20 protein-coding genes are annotated in these 24,907 nt (G+C 44.4%); 12 read left to right on the top strand and 8 right to left on the bottom strand.

Going from position 1 to position 24,907, the window contains the following annotated elements; all coding sequences use genetic code 11:
* Window positions 1-50 precede the first annotated feature (50 nt).
* Window positions 51-2,225 (top strand): malate synthase G, encoded by a 2,175-nt coding sequence (locus D0T92_RS05825; RefSeq protein WP_151051095.1) that lies wholly within the window; start codon window positions 51-53, stop codon window positions 2,223-2,225.
* 105 nt (window positions 2,226-2,330) lie between these two features.
* On the opposite strand, the gene rpe is transcribed toward D0T92_RS05825, so the two are convergent.
* Window positions 2,331-3,017 (bottom strand): ribulose-phosphate 3-epimerase, encoded by a 687-nt coding sequence (gene rpe / locus D0T92_RS05820; protein WP_151051091.1) that lies wholly within the window; start codon window positions 3,015-3,017, stop codon window positions 2,331-2,333.
* A 194-nt stretch (window positions 3,018-3,211) separates the two neighbouring features.
* On the opposite strand from rpe, the gene D0T92_RS05815 reads away from it, so the two are divergent.
* Complete coding sequence (locus D0T92_RS05815) at window positions 3,212-3,649, top strand: Spy/CpxP family protein refolding chaperone (protein WP_225315079.1); 438 nt, start codon at window positions 3,212-3,214, stop codon at window positions 3,647-3,649.
* A gap of 176 nt (window positions 3,650-3,825) precedes the next feature.
* Here the strand turns inward: D0T92_RS05815 and D0T92_RS05810 are convergent, their stop codons facing one another.
* Window positions 3,826-4,785, bottom strand: a complete 960-nt coding sequence (locus D0T92_RS05810) for a bile acid:sodium symporter family protein (RefSeq protein ID WP_151051089.1) — start codon at window positions 4,783-4,785, stop codon at window positions 3,826-3,828.
* Between the two features lie 255 nt (window positions 4,786-5,040).
* Here D0T92_RS05810 and D0T92_RS05805 point away from each other — a divergent pair, with 255 nt between their 5' ends.
* From D0T92_RS05805 to D0T92_RS05770, 8 genes are all read left to right on the top strand, one after another.
* Complete coding sequence (locus D0T92_RS05805) at window positions 5,041-5,670, top strand: hypothetical protein (RefSeq protein ID WP_151051087.1); 630 nt, start codon at window positions 5,041-5,043, stop codon at window positions 5,668-5,670.
* 79 nt (window positions 5,671-5,749) lie between these two features.
* Window positions 5,750-6,064, top strand: coding sequence for a hypothetical protein (locus D0T92_RS05800; RefSeq protein WP_151051085.1), 315 nt, complete (start codon window positions 5,750-5,752; stop codon window positions 6,062-6,064).
* The gene (locus D0T92_RS05795) at window positions 5,983-6,204 is read left to right on the top strand and encodes a hypothetical protein (RefSeq protein ID WP_151051083.1); all 222 of its coding nucleotides are present in this window, start codon (window positions 5,983-5,985) and stop codon (window positions 6,202-6,204) included. The genes D0T92_RS05800 and D0T92_RS05795 overlap by 82 nt, the downstream gene beginning before the upstream one ends.
* The gene (gene ruvB / locus D0T92_RS05790; RefSeq protein WP_151051080.1) at window positions 6,188-7,219 is read left to right on the top strand and encodes a Holliday junction branch migration DNA helicase RuvB; all 1,032 of its coding nucleotides are present in this window, start codon (window positions 6,188-6,190) and stop codon (window positions 7,217-7,219) included. The genes D0T92_RS05795 and ruvB overlap by 17 nt, the downstream gene beginning before the upstream one ends.
* Window positions 7,220-7,449: 230 nt before the next feature.
* On the top strand, window positions 7,450-10,296 hold the full coding sequence (uvrA, locus tag D0T92_RS05785) for an excinuclease ABC subunit UvrA (RefSeq protein ID WP_151051078.1): 2,847 nt from the start codon (window positions 7,450-7,452) through the stop codon (window positions 10,294-10,296).
* Window positions 10,297-10,312: 16 nt separating this feature from the next.
* Window positions 10,313-12,151 (top strand): AIPR family protein, encoded by a 1,839-nt coding sequence (locus D0T92_RS05780; RefSeq protein WP_191963606.1) that lies wholly within the window; start codon window positions 10,313-10,315, stop codon window positions 12,149-12,151.
* A 382-nt stretch (window positions 12,152-12,533) separates the two neighbouring features.
* Window positions 12,534-13,793 (top strand): MFS transporter, encoded by a 1,260-nt coding sequence (locus tag D0T92_RS05775; RefSeq protein ID WP_151051073.1) that lies wholly within the window; start codon window positions 12,534-12,536, stop codon window positions 13,791-13,793.
* 72 nt (window positions 13,794-13,865) lie between these two features.
* The gene (locus D0T92_RS05770) at window positions 13,866-15,248 is read left to right on the top strand and encodes a NarK family nitrate/nitrite MFS transporter (protein WP_151051071.1); all 1,383 of its coding nucleotides are present in this window, start codon (window positions 13,866-13,868) and stop codon (window positions 15,246-15,248) included.
* Between the two features lie 83 nt (window positions 15,249-15,331).
* Here D0T92_RS05770 and D0T92_RS05765 read toward each other — a convergent pair whose 3' ends face one another.
* The gene (locus D0T92_RS05765) at window positions 15,332-16,513 is read right to left on the bottom strand and encodes an NAD(P)H-dependent flavin oxidoreductase (RefSeq protein ID WP_151051069.1); all 1,182 of its coding nucleotides are present in this window, start codon (window positions 16,511-16,513) and stop codon (window positions 15,332-15,334) included.
* A gap of 305 nt (window positions 16,514-16,818) precedes the next feature.
* Entirely contained in the window at window positions 16,819-17,757 is a 939-nt protein-coding gene (locus tag D0T92_RS05760) for a serine hydrolase (protein WP_404821644.1), read from the bottom strand.
* A 393-nt stretch (window positions 17,758-18,150) separates the two neighbouring features.
* On the opposite strand from D0T92_RS05760, the gene clpX reads away from it, so the two are divergent.
* A complete protein-coding gene (gene clpX, locus D0T92_RS05755) occupies window positions 18,151-19,443 on the top strand; it encodes an ATP-dependent Clp protease ATP-binding subunit ClpX (protein ID WP_151051067.1) in 1,293 nt (430 codons plus the stop codon).
* A gap of 272 nt (window positions 19,444-19,715) precedes the next feature.
* Window positions 19,716-20,270 (top strand): hypothetical protein, encoded by a 555-nt coding sequence (locus D0T92_RS05750; RefSeq protein ID WP_151051065.1) that lies wholly within the window; start codon window positions 19,716-19,718, stop codon window positions 20,268-20,270.
* Window positions 20,271-20,352: 82 nt separating this feature from the next.
* Here the strand turns inward: D0T92_RS05750 and D0T92_RS05745 are convergent, their stop codons facing one another.
* The 4 genes from D0T92_RS05745 to D0T92_RS05730 all read right to left on the bottom strand — a co-directional run bounded on the left by D0T92_RS05745 (window position 20,353) and on the right by D0T92_RS05730 (window position 24,706).
* The gene (locus D0T92_RS05745) at window positions 20,353-21,015 is read right to left on the bottom strand and encodes a DUF3108 domain-containing protein (RefSeq protein WP_151051062.1); all 663 of its coding nucleotides are present in this window, start codon (window positions 21,013-21,015) and stop codon (window positions 20,353-20,355) included.
* A 21-nt stretch (window positions 21,016-21,036) separates the two neighbouring features.
* On the bottom strand, window positions 21,037-21,663 hold the full coding sequence (gene purN, locus D0T92_RS05740) for a phosphoribosylglycinamide formyltransferase (protein ID WP_151051060.1): 627 nt from the start codon (window positions 21,661-21,663) through the stop codon (window positions 21,037-21,039).
* 203 nt (window positions 21,664-21,866) lie between these two features.
* The gene (locus D0T92_RS05735; protein ID WP_151051058.1) at window positions 21,867-22,769 is read right to left on the bottom strand and encodes a Dyp-type peroxidase; all 903 of its coding nucleotides are present in this window, start codon (window positions 22,767-22,769) and stop codon (window positions 21,867-21,869) included.
* A 389-nt stretch (window positions 22,770-23,158) separates the two neighbouring features.
* Complete coding sequence (locus D0T92_RS05730; RefSeq protein WP_151051056.1) at window positions 23,159-24,706, bottom strand: surface lipoprotein assembly modifier; 1,548 nt, start codon at window positions 24,704-24,706, stop codon at window positions 23,159-23,161.
* Between the last annotated feature and the right edge of the window lie 201 nt (window positions 24,707-24,907).

Genomic DNA, 24,907 nt, shown 5'->3' with positions numbered 1-24,907 from the left:
CTATACAGCAAAGCATTTATGAGAAAAAAACAGCTTTAGGAGAAATCAACATGGCATATGATTACACCCGTGCCGCCGGCTTGCAGGTGGACAACCATCTCTACCAATTCATCGAAACCCAAGTATTGCCCAAACACCCGAAAGTTCAATCTGCCGAATTTTGGCAAGGCTTTACCGAATTGGTGCAAACATTCGCCCCCCGCAACCGCGAATTACTCGACAAACGCGACCGAATCCAATTAAAAATAGACCAATGGCACGAACAAAACCCCGGCCCGGTAAAAGACGAAGCCGCCTATCAGGCATTTTTAAAAGAGCTGGGCTATTTGGTTGACGCACCCGCCGACTTCAAAATATCCACCCAAAACGTCGACCGCGAAGTTGCCGAACAAGCCGGCCCGCAATTGGTGGTGCCGATTAATAATGCCCGTTATGCCCTCAATGCCGCCAATGCACGTTGGGGCAGCCTATATGATGCCCTTTACGGCACTGATGCCGTCGATCAAAGCGGCGACTTAGCACCCGGCAAAGCTTACAACCCCAAACGCGGCGATGCCGTTATCGCATTCGCGCGCGACTTTCTCGACAACAGCATTCCGCTCACCAACGGCAGTCACCGCGATGTTATCGCCTATCAGATAGTAGAAGGCCGTCTGAAAGCCAAACTGAAAGACGGCAGCGAAAGCGGCTTGGCCTCGCCCGAATTATTCGTCGGCTACAATGGTTCTGCCGAAGCGCCAACATCGTTGCTGTTCCTACACAACGGCCTGCATTTGGATATCTTAATCGATAAAAACAGCCCTATCGGCAGCCAAGATCCGGCCGGTATTAAAGATATTATTTTAGAAGCCGCACTCAGCACCATTATGGACTGCGAAGATTCCGTAGCCGCTGTCGACGGTGAAGACAAAGCACTGGTTTATGCCAACTGGCTCGGCCTGATGGCAGGCACGCTCACCGAAGAAGTCGAAAAAGGCGGCAAAACCTTTACCCGCAAACTGAATCCCGACCGCGAATATACCCGCCCCGACGGCAAAGGCACATTCAAACTGCCCGGCCGTTCGCTGCTGTTTATCCGCAATGTCGGCCATTTGATGACCACCCCCGCAGTGCTTGATTCAAACGGCAACGAAATCCCTGAAGGTATTCTCGACGGCGTGATGACCGCATTAATGGCACCCTTCGACCTCGACCGCCGCGACAATAAAAACAGCCGTTCCGGTTCCGTTTATATTGTGAAGCCCAAAATGCACGGCCCCGAAGAAGTTGCCTTTGCCAACGAACTGTTTGCCGCTTTTGAAGACCTATGCAAACTGCCCCGCAACACCCTGAAAATGGGCATTATGGATGAAGAGCGCCGCACCTCCGCCAACTTGGCCGCCTGTATTCATGCCGCCGCCGAGCGCACGGTATTTATTAATACCGGCTTCCTCGACCGTACCGGTGATGAAATGCATACTTCCATGCAGGGCGGCGCGTTTATCCGCAAAGGCGATATGAAATCCAGCAAATGGATTCAGGCATACGAATCCAACAACGTACAAACCGGCCTGCAATGCGGCCTACCCGGTAAAGCCCAAATCGGCAAAGGCATGTGGGCCATGCCGGATTTAATGGCAGAAATGTTGAAGCAAAAAATCAACCATCCGAAATCCGGCGCCACCACCGCTTGGGTGCCCTCGCCGACCGCTGCAACGCTGCATGCCCTGCATTATCATCAAGTGAACGTTTTCGACGTACAGAAAAAACTGCTTGAGCAAACCGCTGTCGACTACACCGATGATTTGCTGACCATCCCGTTCTCGCCCAATCGCAATTGGTCTGCCGCAGAGATTCAGGAAGAATTGGATAACAACTGCCAAGGCATTCTCGGCTATGTGGTTCGCTGGGTTGAACAAGGCGTCGGCTGTTCCAAAGTGCCCGACATCCACAACGTCGGCCTGATGGAAGACCGTGCCACACTGCGGATTTCCAGCCAACATATTGCCAACTGGTTATTGCATAGCGTTGTAAGCGAAGCCCAAGTGCGCGAAACTCTCGAACGCATGGCCGGCATTGTCGACAAACAAAACGAAGGCGATGCGGCGTATGTGCCCATGACCGGACGCTTCGACACCTCCCCCGCCTTCCAAGCCGCTTGCGATTTGGTATTTAAAGGCACCGAACAGCCCAACGGCTACACCGAACCATTGCTGCATCACTGGCGCAGGGTAGCTAAAGGCTAAAAAGCTTTATCCATAAAACTCAGGCCGTCTGAAAACTTTTCAGACGGCCTAAATATTCATTAAGATTTTGAATCAATTAAAATAGTTCAATTCAATACCAAACCATTACTCTTTCGAAGAAGCAGCCAATTCTTGACGCATAGCATCAATCACCGCCCGATAATCCGGTTTGCCGAAAATAGCAGAGCCTGCCACAAACGTATCCGCGCCCGCGCGAGCCACTTCGGCAATATTATCTACTTTAATACCGCCGTCTACTTTCAACGAAATCCGACGACCGCTTTCAGCCGCATACATATCCAATAAATCACGCACCTGCCGGATTTTTACCAAAGACTGCGGAATAAAACTTTGACCGCCGAAACCCGGATTAACCGTCATTAACAATATCGTATCCAATTTATCCAACACATGTTCCAACAAATAAACAGGTGTTGCCGGATTTAGCACCAATCCCGCTTTACAGCCCGAATCGCGCACCAAGCTCAAACTGCGGTCGACATGGCGGGTTGCTTCGGGGTGAAAAGTAATAATATCCGCTCCGGCTTTGGCAAACGAAACAATCAAATCATCCACCGGCTCCACCATCAAATGCACATCCATCGGCACCGTAGCATAAGGCTTCAAAGCCGCACAAATCATCGGGCCGAAAGTTAAATTCGGCACATAATGATTATCCATCACATCAAAGTGAATCAGATCGGCACCCGCCTGAATAACATTGGTTACTTCCTCACCCAAACGGGCAAAATCGGCAGACAATATACTGGGAGCGATGCGAAATTGTTGCACAATTTATCCTTTTCTGAAGTATTTAAATAATAATGCAGCAAATAAACTTCACAATATATCTACTACAATACCATGATATAAAATCGCTTTTTAAATAAAACTTCATTGTCATTAACGAAAGTTAACTACGATTATACCGCGTTTCACATACATATCCGTTATATTTTGCAAATATTGAAACTTGGGAAAACAATATGCTTATCACAATAACATTCAACCGTATGGTGCAAACCATCACGGTCGGTAGCTGTATATTCTGCTTGGGTGCGGCTTCTGTTTATGCGGCTCCGATGACCGCGCGTCTAGACGATTTTTACCCCAATTGCGATATTCGCCCTTTAAACTTAACCCGCAAACAAAGAAGCGAGCTAAGCTCCATACGCAAAGAATATAAAAAAGCACTCGATAAATCCATGCGCCGAGACGACCGTATTAATAAAAACCGCCGCCGCGATATTATCCGTATCTTATCTGACGAGCGCTTCAACAAAGAAGACACCCGCGATTATGTTGAAAAACGTTATCTGGCCAGCATGGATTTTGCTGTTGACGAACTATCTATCCAACACCGCTTCTATAAAATGCTGAATCCTGCACAACAGCAATATTGGCTTAATGCCTGCTTAAAATAAATTAAAAATATAATAATAATCCATCAACTCCAACACATTCATAATTAGATATTATTATTTTATTGTCAGAAAGCCGTCTGAAACACCGAAATGTTCAGACGGCCTTCTAATTCTAATAAAGACCAATATCAAGCAATATCGTTCATTATTCAATCTGTAAAAATAAAATACTCTATCTAAGCACCATGCGTTTCTTTCATATTTTCCACTTTATCCGTTTTAGCCGCCCAATAAGAAGCCAATAGCGAACCGGAAATATTGTGCCAAACACTGAACACCGCACCCGGTACGGCAGCTAAAGGCGTGAAATAAGCCGAAGCCAATGCTACTGCCAAGCCCGAATTTTGCATGCCCACTTCAATCGACAGCGTTTTTTGCGCATCATAAGGCAGCTTGAATAACTTAGCCGTAAAGAAGCCCAATAAATAGCCGATAATATTGTGCAAAATCACCACCCCGAAAATCATCAGCCCGCTTTCCACAATTTTCGCTTTACTCGCCCCGACAACCGCAGCAACAATCAATACAATCGCCACCACCGACACCAACGGCAGAATATCCGCAACCGCTTCGGTTTGCTTTCTCAATAGCGTATGCGCCACCACACCCAACACAATCGGCAGCAACACAATTTTTAAAATAGACACAAACATCGCACCCGCCGAAATTTCCAACCATTGATGCGCCAATAAATAAAACACCACCGGCGTTAATATAGGAGCCAATAATGTCGATACCGATGTTACCGCCACAGAAAGCGCCACATTGCCGCGAGCCAAATAAGTAATCACATTAGAAGACGTGCCGCCCGGACACGCTCCCACCAAAATTACGCCAACCGCAATCTCAGCCGGCAGTGAAAATGCCACCGCCAACAAATAAGCCGTTATCGGCATAATCACAAATTGGGCAACCACCCCGATCAGCACCGCTTTCGGATGCCGCCCCAAAATTTTAAAATCCCCCGGTGCCAGCGTCAGCCCCATGCCGAACATAATCACACCAAGCAACAACGAAATATGCGGTAATACCCATTGAAAAGCAGTGGGGGCAAAAAAAGCGACGGCAGCAAACAAAGCCGCCCATAAAGCAAAAGTTTGACCGAAAAAACGGCTGAGTTTCGTTAAAATTTCCATTCCAAATTATCCGAATATTAAATAAAAATAGGCTGAAACCATTATCCATCTATACCGAAGCAGAATATTTTCTGCCATATCATATATACCAAAATCAAAAGTTTCATACCATATAAAAATAAAACCGTTTCAGACGGCTCAAACAGCTCATAAAATACAACATTTTCTCTTTAAAATAGCTACCAATCCAACTTAATCTACGGTTTTAAACATCCATCATGCTATTATGCCAATAAAATATAAAAGGGAAATATAGTGAACAAATTTAAGCTATTGGCATTACTATTCATCACACTTTTAACTGCCTGCAGTCCAAAGCAACAAGCAACTTCTACTCCCGACCCAACACAAAAAGAAGTAAAAACACTTTCTTGCCCCAAACCCTTAGGCATATCAACTACCGAGTTAAAGAAAAATATTACTACCGCATTGCTATCATACGGCCGCACTGTCGATCTTCAAAAATCTACACTATCCGATAATCATTGCGGGGCAATAGAAAACATAGAACGAGATTTTGCCACCATACAAATCCGAACCAATAAAAACAATCAAGTTACCGTTGTCGCTATCGGGTTTGAATTGGTAAAACCGGAAATCGGCAGGCAAACACCGGAAAGTAAAGCTGCCAATATAAACAATATTTTTTCAGCCATACAAACGGTTTTATCTATTAACGGCACAACCGATTTCGAGGAATATGAAACTGGCAAGGCATTGCTACAAACTTTTTTTAATGCACTAGATGAATCGAATAAAAATATTACCGCCGAAATACAGAAAGATTTATATAGAGACGATGTTTTATATCGTGTCTCTATTGCAAATAACTTTAATATCGTCATATCAGCCATTGGGCAGCCCGAACCGAAACAGGAAAGTTAATCTGTTTCAGGCCGTCTGAAAAGCGTTATAATCGCAATCACGAACACACCACACACCACGTTTCAGACGGCTTCATTATATGAATCAAGAATTACTAAACCAAAAAATAAGCAATGGCGATTACATCCGCCTGATTGCAGAGCATAGCAGCCGTTTCAGCGATGCCGAAAACAATCTGCTCAACGAAATCCTAGCCCAATTCGAATTCGATGTCGTCCAAGCACAAGCCTTGGCGCAAGCTGTCGCACAACAAGCACGCTTCGACCCCAACGCCCTGCATATCGAAGACGACGACGAAGACATTACCGGCGTTTGCCCGCACTGCATCAACCCGCCAGCACCGCCCCTGCGCGACTATATTATGTGGCGGCAGGCAGAACGCACCAACCGCTAAAGGCATGGCAACCGGATACTTTATCGGTTGACGGCACAAGCTATCAATTATATAAACACAGTATCCCCAAAGCCGCCCGAACACCGTTTCAGACGGCCAAACTTTCCGACGAGCTGTTAAACCATGTTGCAAACCGATAACCTCTCCGCCGCCCAACCGCAGCGCATTATTACCGCCCAAAGCATTTCCACACAGGAAGAGCTGCTTGAACGCGCCCTGCGCCCGAAAACACTCGGCGACTATATCGGCCAGCCCAAAGCCAAAGAACAACTTGCCATCTTTATCGAAGCCGCCCGCAAACGCGGCGAAGCGCTTGACCACACCCTGCTGTTCGGCCCGCCCGGCTTAGGCAAAACCACATTGGCACACATTATCGCCAAAGAATTGGGCGTCAACCTGCGCCAAACCAGCGGCCCCGTACTCGAACGCGCCGGCGATTTAGCCGCCCTGCTCACCAATCTCGAACCGCACGACGTCTTGTTTATCGACGAAATCCACCGTCTCAGCCCCGTCGTTGAAGAAATTCTCTATCCCGCCCTTGAAGACTACCAACTGGATATTATGATTGGCGAAGGCCCCGCCGCCCGTTCCGTTAAAATCGACCTGCCGCCGTTTACACTGGTCGGCGCCACCACCCGCGCCGGTATGCTCACCAACCCGCTGCGCGACCGCTTCGGCATTGTGTCGCGTTTGGAATTTTACGAAACTCATGATTTGGCGACTATCGTCAGCCGTTCCGCACAATTGCTGCAACTGGATATGGGCGAAGAAGGCGCATTGGAAATCGCCCGCCGCAGCCGTGGCACCCCGCGTATTGCCAACCGCCTGTTGCGCCGTGTACGTGATTATGCCGAAGTGAAAAACCAAGGCGTGATTAATGCCGAAACCGCCGATGCCGCCCTCAGCATGTTGGATGTCGATTCGGTCGGTTTGGATGTGATGGATAGAAAATTTTTAGAAGCCGTATTATTCAAATTCAGCGGCGGCCCGGTCGGCTTGGAAAACATCGCCGCCGCCATTGGCGAATCCACCGACACTATCGAAGACGTTATCGAACCCTACCTTATCCAACAAGGTTTTTTACAGCGCACCCCGCGCGGGCGCACCGCAACCGAGCGCAGCTATCTGCACTTCGGCTTAAACCCCGATAAATAACATTCAAAAGGGCGGATAATCATCCGCCCTTAGCCTATCCGGTAAACCCTATTATCAGGCCGTCTGAAAAAATACCCTGTCAGCCCAATGGCATAACGTAAACCGTTTCCCGAAACCCCTATTAGCAAACCTTTCAGCCCCAAGTATTCCCTACCGGCCGGATACGGTACTTTTCAACCCGTAAAATGTTATAATACACGGTTCCATTCTATTTCAGACGGCCTTCCGATATGAGCAATAACGATACCATCCGCGTCCGCGGCGCCCGCACCCACAATCTCAAAAACATTGATCTCGATATTCCCCGCCATCAATTGGTGGTGATTACCGGATTATCGGGCAGTGGCAAATCTTCGCTGGCGTTCGACACCCTCTATGCCGAAGGCCAGCGCCGTTATGTGGAAAGCCTTTCTGCCTATGCGCGCCAGTTTTTGCAAATGATGGACAAGCCCGATGTCGATCTGATTGAAGGGCTGTCGCCCGCCATTTCCATCGAACAGAAATCCACCAGCCACAACCCCCGATCCACCGTCGGCACCGTTACCGAAATCCACGACTATCTGCGCCTGCTTTATGCCCGCGTCGGCACGCCCTACTGCCCCGACCACAACCTGCCCTTAGCCAGCCAAACCGTGTCGCAAATGGTTGATCATGTATTGGCATTGCCTGAAGATACCCGCGTGATGATATTGGCGCCGTCCGTGCGCGAGCGCAAAGGCGAATTTGTCGATTTTTTTGCCGACCTGCAAGCGCAAGGCTTTGCCCGCGTGCGCGTAGACGGCGAAGTTTACCAGCTGGACGAAGTGCCCAAACTCGAAAAAAACATCAAACACAATATTGATGTGGTTATCGACCGCGTAAAAGTGAAAGCCGACATCAAACAACGCTTGGCCGAAAGCTTTGAAACTGCCCTGCGACATGGCGGCGAACGCGCCTTGGCGATGGAAATGGACAGCGGCAAAGAGCATTGGTTTTCCGCCCGCTTTGCCTGCCCCGTCTGCTCATACAGCTTGCCCGAACTCGAACCGCGCCTATTTTCGTTTAACAACCCCGTCGGCGCCTGCCCCACTTGCGACGGCTTGGGCAGCATGAACTTTTTCGACCCCGAGCGCGTAGTCGCCCATCCCGAATTATCTTTAGCCGCGGGTGCCATTAAAGGCTGGGATAAACGCAACCAGTTTTATTTTCAAATGATTCAATCGCTGGCACGCCATTATCAATTTGATGTCAACACCCCATTTGAAGAGCTGCCCGAAAAAATCCGCAAGATCGTTTTACATGGCTCGGGCAAAGAAGTAATCGACTTCGCCTATCTTTCCGAAAAAGGTACCTCTTTTAACCGCAGCCATGCCTTTGAGGGCATTATTCCCAATTTGGAACGCCGCTACCGCGAAACCGATTCCGCCACCGTGCGCGAACAACTGGCCGAATACCAAAGCCACCAAGCCTGCCCCAGTTGCGGCGGCGCACGCCTGCGCAAAGAAGCCCGTTATGTTTATGTCGGCCAACAACCGCTACACGAGCTTTCCGCATGGCCGCTCACCCAAACCCACCGCTTTTTCGAAACATTAAAATTAGAAGGCAACAAACAGCAGATTGCCGAAAAAATCCTCAAAGAAATCACCGAACGCCTAGGCTTTCTGATTAATGTCGGCCTCGACTACCTCAACCTTTCCCGCAGCGCCGAAACCCTATCCGGCGGCGAAGCCCAGCGTATCCGCCTCGCCAGCCAAATCGGCAGCGGCCTCACCGGCGTGATGTATGTGCTCGACGAACCCTCTATCGGTCTGCACCAACGCGACAACGACCGCCTACTCGGCACCCTCAAACGCCTGCGCGACTTAGGCAACAGCGTGATAGTGGTCGAACACGACGAAGACGCCATCCGCGAAGCCGATTTTGTAGTCGATATGGGCCCCGGCGCGGGCGAACACGGCGGGCGGGTATTGATTGCCGACACTCCCGACAAAGTCGCCCAATGCAGCGAATCCATTACCGGCCAATACCTCAGCGGCAAAAAAAGCATCGCCGTGCCGTCTGAAAGAACCCCCGTTAACCCCGATCGCATGCTTGTGCTCAAGGGTGCACGCGGCAACAATCTGAAAAACGTTACCCTAGAACTGCCGCTGGGGCTGATTACCTGCATCACCGGCGTATCCGGCAGCGGTAAATCCACCCTGATTAACGACACGCTGGCCAAAATCACCGCCCGCGAACTCAACCGCGCCCACGAAGACCCCGCACCCTACGACGACATCACCGGCCTCGAACACCTTGATAAAGTGATTAATGTCGACCAATCCCCTATCGGCCGCACCCCGCGCTCCAATCCCGCCACCTACACCGGCCTGTTCACCCCCATCCGCGAACTATTCGCCGGCGTTCCCCTATCGCGCGAACGCGGCTACAACGTCGGCCGCTTCTCGTTCAACGTAAAAGGCGGCCGCTGCGAAGCCTGCCAGGGCGACGGCGTGATTAAAGTAGAAATGCACTTCCTGCCCGATGTTTATGTGCCCTGCGAAGTCTGCCACGGCAAACGCTACAACCGCGAAACCCTCGAAGTGCAATACAAAGGCAAAAACATCAGCCAAGTACTCGATATGACCGTTGCCGAAGCCCGCGAATTTTTCGATGCCGTGCCCACCGTATCGCGCAAACTGCAAACCCTGATGGACGTCGGCTTAGGCTATATCCGCCTCGGCCAATCCGCCACCACCCTATCCGGCGGCGAAGCCCAACGCGTCAAACTCGCCCTCGAACTCTCCAAACGCGACACCGGCCGCACCCTCTATATCCTAGACGAACCCACCACCGGCCTACACTTCGCCGATATTGCCTTATTGCTCGATGTAATAGGCCGTCTGAAAGGCAAAGGCAACTCGATTGTGATTATTGAGCACAATCTTGACGTAATTAAGACTGCTGATTATATTGTTGATTTAGGGCCCGAAGGCGGCGATGGAGGCGGTAGGATTATTGCGCAAGGGGCGCCGGAGGAAGTGGTTAAGGTTGAGGGAAGTTATACGGGGAAGTATTTGAAAGAGATTATTAAATATATTGAATTAAATGATATTTAAACAAAGGAGATATTTTATGAATAAAAAATACGAAACATTAATCAATATTCTAGATAGAATTTGTTTGGAATCCCCTGAAAAATATAAACGTTACTATCCCAATAGCAATGATATTGAAGGTAGAAATCAAGCAAGATCAAGAGCTATTATTCATCTATATTTAAAAGTAATTTTTGGAATTTTAGATTTTGAAGAGAGAGAATATTATATAACTGATGGACCTTATGATGGAGGTATAGATGCTTATTATATAGATATAGAAAATAAGAAAATTTATTTTATCCAATCAAAATTTAGAATCAATGCTACAAATTATGAAACTAAAGAGATTAGTTTAAATGAATTGCTATCAATGGATGTTGATAGGATTACAGAAGGATTTGAAGAAGATGAAAATAAAAACAAATACAATGGTAAAATTCAACAATTAATAAGGGATATTAAAAATATTGATAATATTGGGAGATATTCATATGAAATTATAGTTTTAGCCAATATAACAAGATTTTCCAATAATCAAATTAGAAGAATAACAGGAGGGTTTCCTGCAACTGTATTTGATTTCAATAAAACATATACAGAATTATTATTTCCAGTTGTTACAGGTACATTTTATAACCAAAGTGAACTATCTATATATTTAAATCTAGCAAATACAACTTCTTCTAGTGCAAAAATTAACTATTCTGTTAAAACAGAATACGAAAACTGTGATATTACAGTTGTATTTGTACCAACTGAAGAAATTGGTAAAATTTTATATAAATATAAAAATTCAATTTTAAAATATAATCCTAGATGTTACCTTGAACTACAATCAAATGATGTAAATAAAGAAATATATAACACTATAATATATAAAGAAACCAATGAATTTGCATTATATAATAATGGTCTTACAATGCTTTCTGATGAAACTTCATTTAATGAAAAAATAGGTCAACAAGATAAGGCTCAAATTTGTATAACAAGCCCTCAAATTATTAATGGGGGACAAACTGCATTCACATTAAGTAGAATATATGAAGAAATGTTATTAGATAAACAACCAAAAGATATTTTTAAAAATAAAGAGGTTTTACTAAAAATAATTACTTTCGGTAAAGATAACAATGCAGACCAAGATCGAAAAATTAAACTTATTGAGTCAATTTCAAGAGCTACAAATCAACAAAGCCAAGTATCTGAAGCAGATAGAAGATCAAATGAACAAGTACAATTGTATATACAAAAAGAGTTTTTCGATAAATTTGGTATATATTATGAAAGAAAAAAAGGAGAGTATTCAGATGGATTGAAAGAAAAATATATAAATAGAAAACAAATAATTAGCCGTGAGCATTTATTAAGACTAGCAATGGCTTGTAATGGGAATGCTGCCCAAGCTAGAAGAAATAGTGATAAAAAGATTTTTGAGGAAAAGAATTTTTCTCAAAATTTGACAGCCTCAGAAGATAATATTTATAAATATTATTATGCTTATTTATGTTATCAATATTTAAACCAAATAGAAAAACAGCATGGTACTGATCAAGCTAATTATGGATTTGGCCTAAGATATGGTAAATATGCCATTATTTCTGCAATTATTATTAAAAAATATTTAGATAATAATTCTTTAGAAAGCTATACAGAAGACACTCTCAGTATTTTAAATGAATGGTTAAATTTTGAGCAAAAAATATCATCACTAAGTACAAATTCTTTTTATTTCTATCCACTAACAATTAAAGAAGACCAAAAGGCTGAGTTATATTATAATTTTGACGGGTATTATAAAGGCAAGACTTTGAATTCAGATATTAAAAATTATTTTACTAGTAAAAAGCAAGCCGTAGCCTGTATAAAACCCTAAACCTCATGCGTAGGGTATGTGCGGTATGTACGCACGCATTGCTTGAATCCATCTTTATAAATATATCAAGGCCGTCTGAAAACTTTCTTTCAGACGGCCTTTGTTCTATCCGGCTTATGGCTTGATTAACCATAAAGAACTATTCCCCACCCTTTTCGGCTTACTTCCCCTTATGCCAATGCTTTTGCCAAAGCATGCTTTAAGCGAATGCGCGGCGCTGCACAAACAGATAAGTTAACGGTATATCGCTGACTTATCCGTATACACCATAGTTGTAAATAAAAAAGCTTAAAGCCCGCTGTTTTAGGTTTTTTCGATAATCGGCAATTTTCTACCTAATATTTTTTTCTATCAATATCATATAAAAAGAAAGGGCATTCAAATGGCCTCCGAAACCTACAAACGCTACTCGGTGCTGTTTGCCAGCACACTCTCTTTTACCGTCTGTTTTATGGTTTGGATGATGCTGGCAGTGGTCGGCATTAAAGTTCAACAGGAAATGGGCTTTAACCAAACCCAATACGGTATTCTGGTTGCGCTGCCGGTTTTATCCGGCGCGTTGGTACGTGTGCCGCTCGGCATTCTGACCGATAAATACGGCGGTCGTATTGTGATGTTTGCGCTGATGCTTATCACGGTTCCGGCTATTTTTCTGATGGGTTATGCCACCCATTATTGGCATTTCCTCGCTATTGGTTTATTGATGGGTTTGGCCGGCGGCTCTTTCTCGGTCGGTACGCCTTATGTGGCGCGTTGGTTTCCGAAAGAGCAACAAGGCTTGGCGATGGGGGTATTCGGTGCCGGTAATGCCGGTTCTGCGATCAATAAATTTTTAGCCGCATGGTTGATTACTACTTATGCGACATGGGAAATCGTGCCGACGGTTTATTCTGCCATTATGTTGGCCACCGCATTAATCTTTTGGTTTACCAGTTATAGCGATCCCAAACACTTAGTACCATCCAATGTGAAATTACGCGAGCAACTGGCTTTGCTGGCCGATCCGGGCGTATTGCGTTATAGCCAATATTATTCGGTCGTATTCGGCGGCTATGTTGCTTTGGCTTTATGGATGACCAAATATTATGTCGGCGAATACGGCATGAGTTTGCAGATGGCTGCTTTTCTGGCTGCCTGCTATTCGCTGCCGGGCGGTGTATTACGGGCGTTTGGCGGTTATCTTTCTGACAAATTCGGTGCTTATAAAGTCACTTGGGCGGTAATGTGGGTATGCTGGGTGTGCTTCTTCCTGCTCTCTTATCCGCAAACCAATTTAGCCATTCAAACCAAAACCGGCGTGCTGAATATGCACATCGGCCTCAATGTGGTTTTCTTTACTATTCTGATGTTTATCGTAGGTATCGCCACGGCAGTCGGCAAGGCTTCGGTATTTAAATTTGTGGCCGACGACTACCCTACCAATATCGGTGCTGTTTCCGGCATTGTTGGTTTGGCCGGCGGTCTGGGCGGCTTCTTATTGCCGATTATGTTTGGTGCACTGGAAGACTGGACAGGTATCCGCTCCACTGCCTTTATGCTGCTATACGGCACCGTATGCGTTTCACTTATTTGGATGCATTTTTCTTTCAAAGCCAAACAAAACAGCAACATAACCATACAAAAAGCGGCTGATCAATCCTGATAAACAGGCCGTCTGAAAACTTGATATTTGTTTTATATCATTTAAAAACTACTATTTTACGGAGTACAAACCATGGCCTATCTGATTGAAAACTGGCAGCCGGAAGATAAAACATTCTGGCAGCAAACCGGTAAAAAAGTAGCAACCCGCAATTTATGGATATCCATTCCGGCACTCTTACTGGCTTTTGCCATCTGGCAGGTATGGAGTGTGGCGGTAGTTAACCTGCCCAATATCGGTTTTAAATACACGCCCAACCAATTATTCTGGCTCGCCGCACTACCCGCCTTATCCGGTGCGACCTTACGGATTTTCTATTCGTTTATGGTACCGATTTTCGGTGGCCGCAAATGGACGGCGCTATCTACCGCCAGCCTGCTGCTTCCAGCTATCGGCTTGGGCTTCGCCGTACAAAACCCCAATACCAGCTACATCACCATGATGATATTGGCGCTATTGTGCGGCTTTGGCGGCGGTAACTTCTCTTCCAGCATGGCTAATATCAGCTTTTTCTATCCCAAAGCCGAAAAAGGCACGGCATTGGGCTTAAATGCGGGCTTGGGCAATCTGGGCGTATCCGTTGTGCAATTTATCGTGCCGTTGGTGATTACGGCCGGTGTATTCGGTGCCCTTGGCGGCGAGCCGCAAACATGGGCGAAAGACGGGGTAACCAAACAAATGTGGCTGCAAAATGCGGGCTTTATTTGGGTGCCGTTTATTATTCTTTCTACCCTTGCCGCATGGTTCGGTATGAACGACTTGGCCAGTGCCAAAGCCAGTTTTAAAGATCAGGCTATTATTTTCAGCCGTAAACACAATTGGATTATGTGTATTCTTTATTTGGGCACTTTCGGTTCGTTTATCGGTTTTGCCGCCGGTTTCCCGCTGTTGATTAAAAGCCAGTTTGTCGGCATTGATCCGGTAAAATATGCGTTTTTCGGCCCCTTTGTCGGCGCAGTGGCACGCCCGTTTGGCGGTTGGATTTCCGATAAAATCAAAAGCGGCGCCTTGATTACTCAAATCGTTTTTATCGGTATGATTATTGCCGTGGCCGGGGTTATCTTCTTCTTACCTAGTGAAAATAGCCAAGGCAGCTTTTGGGGCTTCTTCGTTTGCTTTTTGGCCTTATTCGCCCTCACCGGTATCGGCAACGGTTCAACCTTTATGCAGGTTCCGGTTATTTTCCTCAATATGCACCAAAAATTTGCCGAAGAAGGTAAAGTCAGCTTGGAGCAAGCACGCTTGGATGCAACCAAAGAGGGGGCAGCCGTTATCGGTTTTACTGCCGCTTTTGCTGCTTACGGTGGGTTCTTTATTCCGAAAAGCTACGGTACTTCAATTGAGCTTACCGGCGGAGTTAACGCTGCTCTAATCAGCTTTATTATCTTCTATGCGATTTGCGTGCTGTTAAACTGGTGGTATTACGCCCGTAAAAATGCGGAAGCCAAATGCTAAGTAAATCACGTCAAGCTTAAAAAACAGGCCGTCTGAAAATAATTTTCAGACGGCCTGTTTTTTAATTACTTATCAGTTAACTTTTATCCTGCCTGCAATTGCAGATTTTCTGCCACATGGCCATGCAATAAATATTGTATGGTTTCATGTACTGTGCGAATAGAATGGCCGAACGGCAACGGATCTTTACCACGGAAAAATAAGCCTTTATCCACCTCACCACGCCATGCGGCTGCCAGTTGGATGTCAATACAGAATTGACCGACTTTTTCCAAACCATCTCTCAAACCGCACACGGAAAGGCAGTTAATACCTTGCGTACAACGACGCGGATCCGCTTTGGCATTAGCCTGTAATTTGGCTTCGCGTTTAATGTAGTTATCCAAAAACTTAGTGCGGACACCACGCGCCGGCAATCCGGCTACCGACATAAACTCGACCACTTGCTCTGTGGGCGCACCGGCCAAGGTTTTCTTGAAATTCAAATGGGCATCGCCCTCTTCCGTTACGGCAAACGCGGTACCGATTTGTACTGCGGAAGCACCCCAAGTTTTCAGAGCCGTGGTGATTTTGTCAAAATTCGCCATACCGCCGGCTAAAACCAACGGGATTTTTTCACTTTCCAAACCCAGCTTCTTAAACACTTCAAAGGTTTCTTCAATCACGCGTTTGAATTCGAATTTTTCATCATTCACACCGTCAACCGTCATCGCGCCCAAGTGTCCCGCCGCATGGGCAGGGTGCTCAATGACAATTGCATCAGGGAGAATGCCTTTTTTCATCCAACGTTTTAAAACAATATTAATACCGCGCGATTCCGATAAAATCGGCAGCAATGCAACATCTTTATGATAGCCTTCGGTCATTTCCGGCAAATCCAACGGCAAGCCCGCACCCATCACAATAGCATCGGCACCCGACTCACACGCCTGACGAACCAAAGCCTGATGGTCTTTTACCGCTTTCATCACATTCACCGCAATCATGCCTTTGCCTTCGGTATTGGCTCTGGCTGCCTGAATCTCACGATCCAAAGCAATATGATTGAGTTTGCAATATTTTTCTTCGGTCGGGTTCACTTTAGATTCGGCAAGCAAATCATCGTGCAGATGGCGTAAATCCACGCTGGCAATAGTACCGATACCGTTTTCACGCGCTACCGCACTGGAAAGTTTGGAAGCAGAAACACCGACACCCATACCGCCTTGCACAATCGGAATTAAAGATTTGCCACGGATGACTAACGGGTTAAAGTTGTATTGCATTAAAATTTCCTTCTCTTGTAGATACCTGGCTTCTACCCACATCACTAAAAAATGCTTTTAAAAACCAATACCTTTTTTAAATCGGATGCAGTTGAAAGCCACATGTGTGCTTTATAGTTTAGTTATTATACTCTAAGTTTTAAAAAAATTAGAGTAAAACTATAGTTAATTTTATTGATAATACTGGTAAATTTTTAAAAATATATAAAAAACAAAAAGTTAATCAGATATTTTTTATAAAAGGCCGTCTGAAAAATTTCAGACGGCCTTTCAAAATAGCTATTATGTACTCAATGCGCTTATGATTAAGATCGTGTTTGCAACATCCAAGATTCGATCTTACGGGCATCATTAACCCTGCTCAATGAAGAGGGTGAATTCAGCAAAACGATAGTTACAGGCTGATTTTGTACATTTGCTTTCACAACCATAGAACGGCCTGATTCACGGATATAACCTGTTTTTTGAAGCTCGATATTCCAATTGCCCTCACGAACCAATGCATTACTGTTTTTATAACGCTGACGACCTCTATTGGTATAAACAGAGCCGTAATTCGAAGTGCTATTACGGCGGATTTCAGGATATTTGCTGGCTGCCTGAACCATTTTACCCAAATCGTTTGCAGTGGATACATTGCGGAAATCCAAACCGGTCGGCTCATAGAAGCGGCTGTTTGTCATGCCTAAGCTTTGTGCTTTACGGTTCATCGCTGCTACAAAAGCCGACATACCGCCGGGATAGCTTCTTCCCAACGCATGGGTAGCACGGTTTTCACTGCTCATCAAACTGAGATGCAACAACTCACCACGTGTTAAGGTTGTTCCAATGCTCAATCGGCTGCTGGTACCTTTCAAGCGGTCGATTTCTGCTTCGGTAATGGTAATGTTTTCATTCATATCTTGATGGGCATCCAACAAAACCATGGCAGACATTAATTTGGAAATGGAAGCAATCGGCATCACCCGATTAGAATTTTTTTGAAACAACACTTCGCCGGTTTTATTGTTGATGATCAAAGCAGATTGAGATGCCAATAAAGGCCCCGCATAAGCCGCTTGAGCTTCCAATTGGTTATCCGCATTCATCGTAGCAAATGCGCCCAAAGGATCACCTTCTACCGGAAAATTTTGTTCCAAAAACTGACCGAGCACGTCTAAATCATCGGCTGAAGCAGGAATCGAAAAAGTCATCAATCCGAGGCTCAAACAAGCTGCTGCAATTTTTTTACTAAAATTCATCATAAAGTATCTTTCTGTTTATTGTCCGCAAGTGTTAAAAAAAAATGAAAAAATACAGAATAGGTACAAAGCTTTAAAATATTAAAAGTTGCCCGCCGGACACCGCCGGATATTACCCTCTGTGTTTATGACGTTACGCTGCAAACGAAACTTCTATGATTATTCATTAAACAGTATCCGCTTGTAAAGTAAATTAGCGTATATTTTTCATTAGTTTGCATCTTATACCGCACAATAGCGGTTATTTTGTGCAAAATAAGGCCGTCTGAAAAAAGCCTGTTATCTGCAAACGAAACACGTTGGTTTGATAAACAGGCCGATACTCATTATACTAAAAGGTTGCGCGGGTTTAAACCCGCTTTAAATTGATAAATGACTCAAAAAGAAAATATAAATATGTCTGACGAAAAACGTTTCTGCTCGTTTTGCGGCAAGCCCGAGCACGAAGTACAAAATCTGATTGAAGGCGAACATGCTTTTATCTGCAACGAGTGTGTCGAAACTTGCGGCATTATGCTCAACAGCCAACATGATGATGCCGACTTTGCCACTGAAGAAAATGAAAACGGCACCCTCGAAAAACTGCCGACACCCGCCGAGATTGTTGCCAACCTTAACGATCACGTTATCGGTCAAGAACAAGCGAAAAAAGCCTTAGCCGTTGCCGTATATAACCACTATAAGCGTTTACGCCATCCGAAAAGCAGCGGCAGCGTAGAGCTTTCTAAAAGTAATATTTTATTAATCGGCCCCACCGGTTCAGGTAAAACGCTTTTGGCACAATCATTAGCACGTAAACTAGACGTGCCGTTTGTCATGGCCGATGCCACTACCCTCACCGAAGCCGGTTATGTGGGTGAAGATGTCGAACAGATTATTACCAAACTATTGGGTAAATGTGATTTCGACGTTGAAAAAGCACAGCGCGGTATCGTCTATATAGATGAAATCGACAAAATATCCCGTAAAAGCGACAACCCTTCGATTACCCGTGACGTATCCGGCGAAGGCGTTCAACAAGCCTTGCTAAAGCTGGTAGAAGGAACTGTGGCTTCCGTTCCCCCTCAAGGCGGGCGCAAACATCCGAATCAAGAATTTATTAATGTCGACACTACCAATATCCTGTTTATCTGCGGCGGTGCTTTTGCGGGTTTAGAAAAAGTGATCCGCCAACGTACTGAAAAAGGCGGTATCGGCTTTGGCGCCGTTGTCAGCAGTAAAGATGAAAATGCCGATATTAGCGCTTTATTTGAAACGGTCGAACCGGAAGATTTGATTAAATTCGGCCTGATTCCCGAGCTTATCGGCCGGCTGCCCGTGATTGCTACGCTGGCAGAATTAGACGAAGAAGCATTAATCAATATTCTCACCGAGCCTAAAAATGCCTTGATTAAACAATATCAAGCTTTGTTTGCCATGGAAGGTGTGGAATTGGAAGTATTGCCTTCTGCCTTGCACAGCATTGCCAAGCAAGCTATGGAGCGTAAAACCGGTGCACGCGGCTTACGTTCGATTGTCGAACGCAGTCTGCTTGAAACCATGTATATGCTGCCGGGTTTAAAAGAAGTGAAAAAAGTGGTTATCAATGAAAATGTGATTGAAAAAGGCGAACAGCCGAAACTATTGCTGGCTGATGGCAGCGAATACCTGCTCCAAACGGCCATCGGCAATAAAAAACCTGCCGCATAAGTATTTTTGACCTACACTATCACTAGGCCGTCTGAAAACAAACAACCTGCTTTTCAGACGGCCTTATTTTATTTTTACCTGATTTGAATTGTTTTTTCATATTGAATAAAAAAAGGCAAATCAATAAGATAAAATATTATTGACTAAAACAATAGATGCCAACGCATGCTTTCCCCGCCTATTGATACGGACAGGGAACTTTTTATCTGTTAAGGTTGACCAATAAACCATTCTTGCATTTTGCAATTGAATCACTTAAAACGGAGTAACTTATGAAAATGAATTTTAAAACCATCGTTCCGGCACTTGCTATGGCCGGTATTTTAAGTGCATGCGGTATGATGGGATCAGACAGCAGCCCTTCTACACAAGCAGCCGCCACGCCCGCACCACAACAAACAACCCAGCCTGCCCAACAAGCCCAACAAACAGCACCCCGAACCGTACAAGTTGATTCTATTGACGGCACAAAAGAAGTTGCCTACAAATGTGGTACTAACGGCCAAAACCCACTGACTGTTATGTATGGCTTTAAAGATGGTGAAGTTGTCGTTGCTCAAGTTAAATACCAAAATAAAACTTCTCCGGGCTTATTCCGCGTTATCGATAATAACGACATGAATGTTTTCACAGGTGAAAATGTGACTTGGGCAGCCGATAAAGCCAATGCCGCTAATGTTGATAAAGTAAACGGCAATATGCTGACTCAAGAAGTCATGCAAACCGTAAACGGCAAACAAATGCAGGTTTCCCAAATCGTAACCCGCATGTGTATGCTGGATAAAGCTACTACAGCAAAATTAGCCAAAGCTAACGCTAAGAAATAAAACAATCAGCATACCAATAGAATAAAAAACGGACTTACTTTATGTAAGTCCGTTTTTTCTGTATCACAACAGTTATTTCAGCTTAAGGCTTTACTTCCTTGCCATTAATTTTCACACTCGTCAGCTGCAAATTATAAGTTTTCCCATCATCCGAATAAGTAATTTGAGCCGGAATATTATGCAATTCAGGGGCAAATGCATAATTAATTGTGCTGTCACCACGTTTAAGAAAATATTTATTAATCGGCGTAGAGCCACTACCAATTTTATATTGGCCGTTACCCGCACTATTCAAACCACTGATTCTATAAATCTTTTTACCATTGGTTATACGCAGGCCGGCAGGTAGTTTGGCATCATTGGCGGCAAGCTGCCAGGCCAGCGTAAATAAATCCATGGTCGTACCGGTCATTGCTTCGGTATTTTGCTCACCTGCCTTGCCATAAGTCACTTTCCCGCCACCAAAACGGGCTTCAGCATAAGTTTTGCCACCGCGAACATCTTTATAATAAGAAGGAATCAAACGGTTTCCTGAAATAGTCCCGCCCGACTCAAAGCGAATACTGTATAACGGCACTTTAATATTCGAAGTGATTTTATAATTATTACCACTACGGTTAAACGTCATCACAGCAGGAACACCCCAATTACCTGAGTAACGGAGCTCTGCCGACTGAGGCAGCTCTGCTGCAAAAGTTGGCGCACTTAAAGCAAGTGCCAACAAAGAAAAACGAATGGTTTTCATATAAGATTCCTTTCTCGGAAATCAGGCCAAGAGTTGTGATTCCAACTTGGCCGAAGGTGAGCGGACAACACGGTTTCCGATTATTTTCAGACGGCCTGCCGCAAAATCGGCTACCGCCTGCGGAAACAATTGATGTTCCACTTTTAAAACGCGGGCAGCCAATGTATCGGCCGTATCATCATCAAATACAGGCACGGCGCCTTGTGCAATCACAGGGCCGCAATCCAATTCGGGGGTCACAAAATGGATGGTGCACCCTGCAATACGGCAACCGGCTTCAATAGCCCGCTCGTGTGTATGCAATCCGGTAAAAGCCGGCAATAGTGAAGGATGGATATTGATTAAACGTCCCTCATAATGGCGGCAAAACTCGGGGGTCAAAATACGCATAAATCCAGCCAGCACCACCAAATCAGGTTGATAGGCATCGATTTTTTCCATCATCGCCTGATCAAACTCAAGGCGGCTGCTAAAGCGCTTATGATTAAGACTATCGGTAGCGATACTGCGTTCCGCAGCCCATGCCAAACCGGCAGCATTTTCATTGTTGCTCAACACGGCAGCAATGCGGATGTTGGGAATAGCGGCTTCTACAATAGCCTGCATATTGCTGCCCCTGCCGGATATCAGGATAACGATATTTTTCATAATTCAGACGGCCTAATCGCAAAAATCAGTAGTTATATACGTATACATCAATATAAAGCCATCGGATACAGCCTATAAAACCGCCGTATTGTTCCGATAGCAATATATATAGTTTTATAAAATTTATTCGCTGCTATTGTATCAAATATTAAAACAAGCCGTCTGAAAGCTTTCAGACGGCTTGTTTTAATATAGCAGAGGCATTAAAGGTTTTGTAATCGCTCAACCGATGGTGCGTAATAATAAGCACCAGAAACCGCACTAGAAAGATGTTTCAACAACAAATCGGTTTTACCATCTCTCTCGCCAAACATACTCAAAAGCTGGGTTTCAATATTATAAAGCGTGCCGCAATAAGCAATAAACATCAAACCATGTTCTCCCGACACCGTACCATACGGCAGACTGCGGCGGACAATATCCAAACCGACACCGTTTTCTTTAATGTTTACTCGCCCCAAATGAGAATCAGGCAGGCGCACCTCTTTGCTGAACTCCTCATTGTCTTCTTTACTACGACCGACGGCAGCTTCCTGATCGGCAAGCGAAACTTTACTCCATTTGTTTAAATCATGACGGTATTTTTGCAACAATACATAACTGCCGCCTGCATCAGGCTTATCTTGCGCAATGGTAGCGACCGCCAATATATCATCACCTTTCGGATTTTCAGTGCCATCTACAAAGCCATCCAGCCCACGATCTTCAACCCAGCGGAAGCCGTGCGTTTCATCATGAACCTGAATGCTGTCGCCAAATGCCGCCAATACCGCCATACCTAATGAAAAATTCACATCGGGGCGCAATGATTGGATATGAAACATCAAATCATGTTGGGTAGCCGGTGCCAGTCCGTTACCTAACGGTTTAAAAGGCTTGATTTCACTACCCTCTTCAGGGTGATTCAAGCTTTTCCAAAAGCTGCTGCCAAAAGCAATCGTTAAACCAAGTAGTGCATCAGGATACTTTTGTTGTAATTTTTCCAATGCATCAAGACTCTCGCGACAGGCCGTCTGAATCTGATCTGTTTGACCGTTGCGAATATCGGCTTCGATAAAAATAGCAGCCTTAATACTATCCGGTTCAATAGCTGTTTGTGGTTTCATAAGTGTTCCTTTTAATTTTAAAATTATCGAAGTATTTTGATAATTATAACGGATGCACAATTTTATTTTAAATAATTTAAGGTATTTTCTTCATTATCAAATACTAAACAAACAAACTGCTTCATACTTCCCTATATAAATATATTAATATGAAATCAATTAAATTATTAACGTTTAATTGATATACAACAAAAACTTTATTGGCATGAATATTATTAAAAATTGATTCAACATAAAATCTAAATATTAAATTATTTTAACGCATTCAAACTTGAGAAATACATTAAAAAAACCAAATTGTTCATTTGGTTTTTTTATCTTTGCTGTAAACAATTTAGGTGATTTATGTAAAATTTATTGTTAAGAAAATTCTACTTTCACAAACAATATTAAAAGTTCTTTTCAATTTCCACAAACAACCTATTCTGCTTACGTTCCGCCCATTTGTGTGTACTGCTGGTACGGCGCCGTTCCCATGTCAGTTTCGGCGTAAATGTACCGATTGAAATTTTGGGATGGGATAGTGAAAAAATATAAGTGGTTTCTTTATTAAACTGACGTTCCCATTCAAAATCAGTATTCAATGCCTGCCCGCGATAACGCCTATTCGTACGGGAAACTTGCAAACGGCTATTTAATCCGCCCAATTTTTGCCAATTGGCAAGCCAACCAACATTAAAACTGTGGCGGGTATTGCCCGCATTATTAACACGGTTACCGACTATATTATTTTTAGGTTTAAACACACCGACACCCACCCCGCCAAATACCGTATGCTGCGGCGTAAGACGGTAGGCCAATGAGCCAAACAAGCTGTAATACCTGCCATCATTACGCAATGCTCGGCTATCTTCCCGATAATTCTGCTGATAAATTTCAGCAGAAGCATAAGATTGCAAGCGTGGCGTAATCTGATGAGAGAAGGCCGTCTGAACGCCGGTAGCATGTGCCAGCATATTCAAACCAAATGTATGATTTTTTGTAGGTTTATCAGCAAATTCATTTGTGCCAGCAAGTTGCCACTGATAAAAAGGCAAAATGTTCAAACTACTGCGTGCATTTTGATATTGCCAACCCAAATAAGCCCGGCCAAATGCATTATCATATTCTGATTTTTTATCAAAATAATAACTTACCCCATTCATATAGCCACGAAACAACAGATTATGATTACCCTTTATCGGCGCATTCTTATCAACGGAAACAAAATAATTCAGACCAACCGCATCTTCAGGCTGCTGTTCGATACAGCCCAACGGCAAACAATAGCGCGGCGCCGCATCATTAATATTTTTATCTTGGGTAATACTCCCGCCGGCATCCACTTTCCAACGGTTTTCAGCTTTATTTTGTTCACGGTAAAGCCGGATATTATCGCGCACTTCCATTGGCAGATTAGGCACACTTTCCACTTCGGCAAATAAGCTATCAGCCTCATTCCATTGTTTATCTGCCTGCAAAATAGCCGCCGTATCCAATGAAATCCGCGTATTTTCCGGCTGGCTTTCGTGTAATTCCGAATAAATTTTAACGGCTTTTCTATAATCCCCCTCATAACGCGCCAACATCCCTTCCGCACGTGCCAATAAAACCGGATCAGCGTGCGGATATTGCCTGTAAGCAATCGTTAATGACGAAAGCAAATGCGGGTTGTTGCTATTCAATGCCTCTATCATTAATCGGCGAAGTAATTCAGGATTTTTCAGCAAATCCTCATTCGTTACTGCATTAATCTTATTCTGTTGGTTTGTATTTGTTTCAACAGGCTTTTCAAGCGGTTTGGTTAATTGTTCGATCCACGGCTGCTGTTGCGCCCGAACAGCAGGTAGCTCCTGCTTGATTTCATTCGGTGTTATCCCTTCAGGATAATCTGCTCCGTATGCCAAAAAAGATACCGAACTCAACAAAATAGGGGTTAATGTTAACTTTTTAAACATATATATGGCTTACTTGTAAAAAAATAATAAAAAATATTTGTAAAAACCTTAATTTTAAGAGTATAGTTCATAAATGATAAAAAGAACAAATATCATTGATGACAAATGTTATGATTTTGAAAGAGGTTATTTTTAAGTAAATTAATGATTTCGCTAAAAACTATTCAATAAGGCACAACCAATCCACTTACATTTATTAAC

The sequence above is a fragment of the Neisseria zalophi genome (assembly GCF_008807015.1).
Lineage (GTDB): Bacteria > Pseudomonadota > Gammaproteobacteria > Burkholderiales > Neisseriaceae > Neisseria > Neisseria zalophi.
The sequence above is the reverse complement of the archived record's forward strand: the minus strand, read 5'-3'. Positions and strand labels throughout refer to the sequence as shown.